General features: G+C 64.3%; 6 protein-coding genes and 1 tRNA gene. 3 read left to right on the forward strand and 4 right to left on the reverse strand.

Translation table 11 applies throughout. From position 1 onward, the window contains the following. Together EOD07_RS20885 and EOD07_RS37730 are read right to left on the reverse strand one after the other, a co-directional pair. Positions 1-870 (reverse strand): UDP-N-acetylglucosamine 1-carboxyvinyltransferase (locus tag EOD07_RS20885; RefSeq protein ID WP_127236812.1); only part of this gene is annotated, 870 nt, incomplete at its 3' end. 140 nt (positions 871-1010) lie between these two features. Beyond that, the gene (locus EOD07_RS37730) at positions 1011-1187 is read right to left on the reverse strand and encodes a hypothetical protein (RefSeq protein WP_164772396.1); all 177 of its coding nucleotides are present in this window, start codon (positions 1185-1187) and stop codon (positions 1011-1013) included. A 225-nt stretch (positions 1188-1412) separates the two neighbouring features. On the opposite strand from EOD07_RS37730, the gene EOD07_RS20890 reads away from it, so the two are divergent. Together EOD07_RS20890 and EOD07_RS20895 are read left to right on the forward strand one after the other, a co-directional pair. Next, positions 1413-1487, forward strand: a tRNA-Thr gene (locus EOD07_RS20890). A 155-nt stretch (positions 1488-1642) separates the two neighbouring features. Then, complete coding sequence (locus EOD07_RS20895) at positions 1643-3118, forward strand: NAD-dependent succinate-semialdehyde dehydrogenase (RefSeq protein WP_127236813.1); 1476 nt, start codon at positions 1643-1645, stop codon at positions 3116-3118. A gap of 84 nt (positions 3119-3202) precedes the next feature. Here the strand turns inward: EOD07_RS20895 and EOD07_RS20900 are convergent, their stop codons facing one another. Both EOD07_RS20900 and EOD07_RS20905 read right to left on the reverse strand, forming a co-directional pair. Then, positions 3203-3949 carry a GGDEF domain-containing protein gene (locus EOD07_RS20900; protein ID WP_245470356.1) on the reverse strand — a complete coding sequence of 249 codons (747 nt, stop codon included), beginning with the start codon at positions 3947-3949 and terminating at the stop codon, positions 3203-3205. Between the two features lie 231 nt (positions 3950-4180). Continuing rightward, a complete protein-coding gene (locus EOD07_RS20905; protein ID WP_245470357.1) occupies positions 4181-4891 on the reverse strand; it encodes a thermonuclease family protein in 711 nt (236 codons plus the stop codon). Between the two features lie 207 nt (positions 4892-5098). Between EOD07_RS20905 and EOD07_RS20910 the strand changes: the two genes are divergently transcribed. Then, positions 5099-5457: hypothetical protein (locus EOD07_RS20910; RefSeq protein WP_127236815.1), on the forward strand; the 359-nt coding region annotated here is incomplete at its 3' end.

Genomic DNA, 5457 nt, shown 5'->3' on the forward strand with positions numbered 1-5457 from the left:
CTCATTGGTCGGCGTGATCTCGGCGCCGGTCTCGACGAGAACGTCGAGCGCCGTCTGCAACAGGTCGGGCCGCGCGCCTTCCAGCATCACGTCGCCGCCTGTCATCGCCACCGCCATGGCATAGGTGCCGGTCTCGATGCGGTCCGGAATGACGCGCACGCGAGCGCCAGAAAGCGCCTCGACGCCCTGGATGGTGATGGTCGAGGTGCCGGCGCCGTGGATCTTGGCGCCCATGGCGATCAGGCACTCGGCGAGATTGACGATTTCCGGCTCGCGCGCGGCATTTTCCAGCACCGTCTCGCCCTTGGCGAGCGAGGCCGCCATCATCAGCACGTGGGTGGCGCCGACCGACACTTTCGGAAACACGTAGCGATTGCCGTGGAGGCGGCCGTTCCGGGTCTTGGCCACGACATAGCCGTTGTCGACGTCGAGCTCGGCGTCCAGTGCCTGCAGACCTTCGAGGAACAGATCGACCGGGCGCGTGCCGATGGCGCAGCCGCCGGGCAGCGACACCTTGGCCTCGCCCATGCGGGCAAGCAGCGGGCCGATCACCCAGAAAGAGGCGCGCATCTTCGACACCAGTTCGTAAGGCGCGGTGGTGTCGACGATGTTGCGGGCCGAAAAATTGATCGTGCGCGAATAGCCTTTCTGTTGGCTCTCGCGCCGGCCGTTGACGGAATAATCGACGCCGTGATTGCCGAGGATGCGGATCAACTGCTCGACATCGGCCAGATGCGGCACGTTTTCGAGCGTCAGCGTGTCGTCGGTGAGCAGCGAGGCGATCATCAGCGGCAATGCCGCGTTCTTGGCGCCCGAGATCGGAATGGTACCGGCCAGCTCGTTGCCGCCGACAATTCTGATGCGATCCATAAGAAAATGTCCCCTCGGCCCCGAACAGGCCGCTTCAATCGGTTGAGTATGCCCGGCTTAGACCATTGGCCGGCTTGGTTCAAGAAATAGGATTTTCCTAAAACCGGACCGACTATGGCCGGGCAGTATGGCTGATTTGGTCAGTCCTTGTGCATTTTTCCAGCAGCCGGCAAGCCTTCCGACCGCTGATCGGCATCGCCCGCGCGCCGCGACCGCGTCTGCGCCTTGCGCTTCTGCAGATTGGCGCGCAGCGCCTCGGCCAGCCGTTCCTTGCGCGCGGCTTCGTCCTTTTTCGGTGGATTTGTCTTGTCGTTCATCATCCAGCCCTGACCGGAGGCTCAGCCGGCCACGAATCCGCAATGGCTAACATTTTAACGCGCCTATGTCATGAAAGTGGGCCGTCGGTCGCGTTTCAGGCTGTGGATCGGCCAGGCATACCGCCCCAAACCGCATAACGCGGCCAGGAATCAGATGCGACGCTTTTGGGTTTTTCTTGGCCTTGCGCTTACCGGTTCGATATGGCAGAAGCGCCGCCATCGCAGGCTGCGGTAGCTCAGTGGTAGAGCACTCCCTTGGTAAGGGAGAGGTCGAGAGTTCAATCCTCTCTCGCAGCACCAGCTTTCCCAACGCGATCTCAGCCGCGCCGCACCCGATGCACTTCGAGGACGCAGGGTGGGTCTACCGCCATCCTTCCCAGGCCCTATGAAACCGGCGCCTGCGCAATACATGGTGGTGTTTCCGATACGCCAGCCCGAAGAGAAGGAAAGCGGTATTGCCCCTGCGCCTGCCGATGACCCGCCATTTGAAAACCCCCGACCTGTTCGGCGCGATCGACCGTGTGCCGGCGCTGGGCGCGCCGGCTGGCGGACGCACCTTTGAGGTCTTCAATCCATCGACCGGCGAGCTGTTGGCGGAACTTCCCGACATGGGCGTCGAGGAGACGCGCGCGGCGATCGACAAGGCCTATGCCGCCCAGGCCGAATGGGCGGCGCTGACCGCTCGGGAGCGCAGCGAAATGCTGTGGCAGTGGCACCAGCTGATCGTCACCCATACCGACGACCTTGCCGCAATTCTCACCGCCGAGATGGGCAAGCCGCTTGCCGAAGCCAGATCGGAGGTCTCGCATGCGGCCGCTTATCTGCAATGGTACGCCGAAGAGGCCAACCGTATCTATGGCGAGACGATCTCTGCGCCCTCGACGGACCGCCGCATGCTGGTGATCAAGCAGCCCATCGGCGTCGTCGGCACGATCACGCCGTGGAATTTTCCCGCATCGATGGTGGCGCGCAAGATCTCGCCGGCGCTGGCGGCGGGCTGCGCGATCGTGCTGAAGCCTGCCGAGCAGACGCCGCTGGTCGCAGGCGCCATGTTCGCGCTCGCCGCCGAGGCCGGCTTTCCCGACGGTGTGGTGAACCTTGTCTACGCCTCCGAGGGCGCCGCCGTGGGACGTGAGCTCTGCCACAATCCCAAGGTGCGCAAGATCAGCTTCACCGGATCGACCGAAGTCGGGCGCCTGCTCATGCGCCAGTGCTCGGACCAGATCAAGAAGGTCAGCCTAGAGCTGGGCGGCAATGCGCCTTTCATCGTCTTCGACGACGCCGGCATCGACGCTGCCGTGGACGGGGCGATCCAGGCGAAGTTCCGCAATGCCGGTCAGACTTGCGTTTCCGCCAACCGCCTCTACGTGCAGTCGGGCGTTCATGACGAGTTCGTCGATAAATTCGTCGAACGGGTTCGCCAGCTTCGGGTCGGTGACGGTTTCGATCCGGCCGTCGCCATCGGCCCGCTGATCGACGGCCACGCCTTGGCCAAGATCGAATCCCACATCGCCGATGCCGTGGGAAAAGGGGGCGCGATCCGCTGCGGCGGAGGTAGGATTGGCGCGGGCGGCACTTTTTTCCAACCGACGGTCCTTACCGATATCTCCAGCGCCATGACGGTGGCGCAGGAGGAGACATTCGGGCCGTTGGCCCCCGTCATCCGCTTCGAGGATGCGGATCAGGTCGTGCGTGAGGCCAACGACACGATCTACGGTCTCGCTGCCTATTTTTATGCCTCCAACCTGAAGCGGGTCTGGCGTGTGGCGGAGGCCCTCGAATATGGCATGGTGGGTATCAACACCGGACGCATGTCCTCGGAGGCCGCGCCTTTCGGCGGGGTCAAGCAGTCAGGCATCGGGCGGGAGGGGTCCCGGCACGGCCTCGAGGACTACCTCGAGATGAAGTATCTCTGCATGGGCGGTATCTGAGGCATAAACGACCAGGCCTGCTTTTGAAGAACGATCCGCCGAGGCGTTGTCGCTCGTGCAGGTCATTGGGTTCCGTTCGCCGGCTCAGTTGGTGACATGCGACAGCCGAAGACCGGATTCATCCAGGGCTTCGGCCATGCCTTCCTCCGCGAAGCGGAACATGTCCTCGAAGTCCAGCTCATGTTCGAAGACGACCCCGCCGACTTTGATCGCAAGCACGTCCTTGTCGCCTTTCGGAGCGAAATAGATCCCGCCGACCGTGCCGCGAATGCGCTCGCCGATGTCCTTGGCGTCCTCTTCGCTCGCGCCCGGCAGGAAGACGCCGAACATCGAGGTTCCGAGCCGCCCGATCAGATCGTCCTTGCGCACTGCCGATCGGATGGCCGATGCGATCAGCCGCAAGGCTTCGTCGCCCCATTCGAGACCGAAACGCAGGTTGATCGATGCCAGATGTTCCGGATGGATGACGAGAAAGGCGCCCGAGCGCGGACCGGCCGGTCTCTGCGCCCTCCTGTCGACCATCGAGGTGAACACCTTGCCGTTCAGGCAGCCGGTCAACTGGTCATAGGTGCCGGACCTGGTGAGTTCCTGCCGGTAGCGGCGGATCTCGCTCTGCTGCCAGCCGATGAGGGCAAACAGCGGCAGACCGATGACGATCGGCACGACGATTGCCGTAACGGCCCCGCGGCCGAATGGCGTCAGGCTGTCGCTGAAAAGCAGCAGGTAGTTCAGCGCAAGCGAAAGGCCGACGCAGGCGGCGGTGCCAAGCACGGCCAGCAAGACGAGTTGCTTCCACGTTTGAGCCGGCGCGGTCGGTGTTTTCGTGGTCAAGGGCCAATCTCCTGTTCGACGCATCGGCTTACAGGAGGTCCGTTACGATTTCGGTGTCAGGGAAGCGTACAATTTGATGCAAGTCGGCATCTTCTCCATGGCAAGCGGCGGATACGGCGCCTTGGCTGCCGTTAAACCGGTCTAGGTATTAGAAGTGCTGAACCGCCCTGACCATTCTGCTTTCACGCAAGGTCCGCGACGGAGCCGGCTGCCGACTTTCCCGCGGCTGTGCTATTGCGGTGGGCCGAAAATGCCCATCCGGGCGTTTCTCGCCACCGCTTCCGCCTTGCCGTAAATGCCGGCGGGAGCGGCCATCGCCCAGCCGTTGGAAACCAGCCAGGCGCCGACATCCTGCTTGCCGAGGGCGCAGGGCGCGGCGATGGCGAAGCGGTCGGCATCCGGCGGCAGCAGGCATTTGAGCGCCCGGCCGCGCAGCCAGGCGTTGAAGGCGGCCCGCGCCCGCTGGCCGCAGGGCCAGGCGGTGTTGTCGAACGTGCAGGTCCTGTCGGGGTCTATGTCGACCGTGCCGCTGATGGCGACCGTGCGTCCCATGGCTTCGAAGACCGCCGAGGAGGTCGCGACCGGGCGGAAGAGCAGCGTCTCACGCCAATCCTGCGGCATCGGCGTCTTCGGCGCCGTTGCAAGCCCGAGTTCGCCGAGCGGCGGGCGCGGCTCGATGCGCTCGATCCCGGATGGGTCGAGCGGCGGCGGCGCGATGAGGTCCTCGGCGATCCTGCGCGCCGGCTGGCCCGGTCGACTGTCGTGCATCGGGGTAGGCGAGGCCGGCACCGGGTCGCCGGTGCCCTGGACCGGCGCGATCGAAGGCGGGTCGGGCGGCAGCCGGCGCCCGCCCTCGACGATCAGCACCACGCCTGCGAGCAGCCCGAGGCTGCCGAGAGCGAACGCCAGCAGCGGGCGGCCGGGCGGGTTCGCCTGGCTCACGCGGCACTCCGCGGCATCGGACCGGCTGTCGATGATGTTGTCCGAGCCCAACCCGTTAGCTCCCGCCGACACGGCGCCACCCCCGACCGTTGAACCGGATCATACATTAGATACGAGCGACATTCCTTGAAAAGCAAGGCGTTGCGTTAAGTGTCGCGCAACCAATGCCGCCTAGAATCGGTCATCGGATGTCGAGGGGATGACATGATGCGCAAGCCGATACTGCTTTTTGCCTTTCCTGCCCTGATGCTGCTTCTGCTGGCGGCGGAGCGCATGGCGGCGCTGCTTCTCGGCTTCTATCCGGCGAGCCCCGCCGTGTGGCATGCCTGGCTCGAACTGCGCCCGTTCTCGACCATGTTCTGGCAGCAGGCGCATGTCTATTTCGGTGGATCGATGGCGCTCGATGCGGCCATTGTCGTCTTCGCGGCAGGCGCCTGCTGGATGATTTGCCAGGCAAAAAGGTCTGCTGGCTTCTTCCTGGCCAATCACGCCGCGCTGATCTTTGCCGGCAAGATGATGGCGCTGAGCAGCAGCGCGGAAACGGCGAGCACCATTGCCGCCTTCAC

Source organism: Mesorhizobium sp. M2C.T.Ca.TU.002.02.1.1 (assembly GCF_003997225.1).

What these genes read in the sequence shown, in the direction of transcription:
- EOD07_RS37730 (WP_164772396.1), bottom strand. Translation starts at nt 1,187, where the DNA reads ATGAACGACAAGACAAATCCACCGAAAAAGGACGAAGCCGCGCGCAAG.